This is a genomic window from Dysgonomonas termitidis (assembly GCF_042654545.1).
GTDB classification, from domain to species: Bacteria; Bacteroidota; Bacteroidia; order Bacteroidales; family Dysgonomonadaceae; genus Dysgonomonas; species Dysgonomonas termitidis.
In genome coordinates this window covers 1-1,753 of record NZ_JBHSGN010000102.1, presented here as the reverse complement: position 1 = coordinate 1,753, position 1,753 = coordinate 1, and the positions used below count along the sequence as shown (strand labels likewise).

The 1,753-nt window shown below is 58.7% G+C and carries 2 protein-coding genes; both read left to right on the top strand.

Annotated elements, in window-relative coordinates; translation table 11 throughout:
* Positions 1-356: hypothetical protein (locus tag ACFO6W_RS17260; RefSeq protein ID WP_379998687.1), on the top strand; the 356-nt coding region annotated here is incomplete at its 5' end.
* A 186-nt stretch (positions 357-542) separates the two neighbouring features.
* Positions 543-1,753, top strand: a 1,211-nt coding sequence (locus ACFO6W_RS17255) for a clostripain-related cysteine peptidase (RefSeq protein WP_379998685.1), incomplete at its 3' end; no start/stop codon positions are given.

Here is a 1,753-nt window from a genome sequence, read left to right as displayed (position 1 = left end):
TCCACGAGGATGAAAACGGCTGTGTATGCAACCTGTTCAGTTGCAGCGGGGCCACCCTTGAGAGCTGCCTTATCAGCACCATGAGCGCGGCGGGAGAAGATACCCGTCTGGTGCGGGCCTGCCTGTCGGCCATCAACCGCCAGCTGGACTGGGGCGGCTTCTACGTGGATTCCGTCACGGGCTGTATCGCCTATGCGGTGGACTACAGCCTGCCCCCGGCGGGCTTACAGTATGGCGATGCCGGCCTGGCAAGGTTCTGTACGCAGGCCTGGCAGACCTGGTTTAATTACTGTAGCACCCTTTCGCGGCTGACCCGGCAGATGTATGACGCCGGTGAGGCTGACCGGGGCAACTGAATGGAAACAGGAAAGATGAAACGTAAAAACATGAAACATACAGCAAGCTAACTAAGAGAGTGTTTATGTGGCACCAGGTTTACCGGGCATTATGTAGTTATTATGTAAACACTCAGATCTGCGTGAGTTGTGATAATTCGCGCAGTTTTAAATAAACGGAAGGCAAAGGAGGATAGATAGAAAGATATGGAAATGACAGAAAGAAAAGAACAAACGGATAAAGATAGTTCAGGCCTGTGGAAGATACTTTTACGCTGCCTGCCTGCCTTGCTGCTTTGCACGGTATTTTTTTGCCGCTGCACCGGAGACGGGGAGGAACCCGAGGCTACGCAGCATGTGCTGCTGGTCTACCTGGGCGGCGACAACAACCTGTCGGGTGAAAGCTACGCGAAGCTCGAAGCGCTGGGCCGGGGCTGGGATGCCCGTCAGGGGGGCAGGCTGCTGGTCTTTCACGACGCGGCCGATGCGGCGCCGCAGCTGCTCGAACTGTGCCGCTGCGACAAGGGCAACCCCTACACCAAGGTGATCCGGCAATATGGAGAGGACAATTCGGCCGATGCTGAGGTATTCGCTTCGGTTCTTTCGGAGGTGAAGCAACTGTACCCGTCCCCTGGCTACGGGCTGCTGGTCTTCTCCCATGCTACGGGCTGGCTGCCGGGTGGCGCCCTGTCCGATCCGAAGTCCGGGACCAAGTCCGTACTCAGCGACGGGAGCGACCAGATGGCGCTGGCGGATTTCGCGTCGGCCATCCCCGATGGCGCCTTCGACTATATCGTCTTCGAGGCCTGCTTTATGGCCGGTATCGAGGTGGCTTACCAGCTGAAGGACAAGACCGCCTATATCCTGGCCTCGGGCGCGGAGATCGTCTCCCCGGGCTTTACGGATGTCTATCCGCAGGCGGTAAACGACCTGTTTGAAGGGGAACCCGGCCTGCGGGCTTTTGCCGGCAAAGCCTTCGGCTACTTCGACGGGCAAAGCGGCTTTATGCGGTCGGCGACCCTCTCGGTGATAAAGACATCGGAGCTGGATGCGCTGGCCGGCTTTATACGGGAGAACGCCACCCCGGGCGCGGCTGTTGACATCAGCGGCATACAGCATTTCGACCGGTATCCGTCTTACAGGCTGTTCTTCGATTTCGGGGATTACTACGGGGGTTTACTGGCTGATGATCAACAACGGCAGGAGCTGCACCGCCTGGTGGGCAAAGCGGTGGTCTGGAAGGCCTCCACCGCGGATTTTATGCCCGGTTATAACGGCTTCGTTATAGCGCATCATTCGGGGCTGACCACTTACATCCCGCAGGACAGGTTCCCGCTGCTGAACCGGGCGTATGAAACACTGGCCTGGAGCAGGGCGGGCGGCGCCCCTGCCGGCGTTGCGGCAGGAAGGCCGGAGAG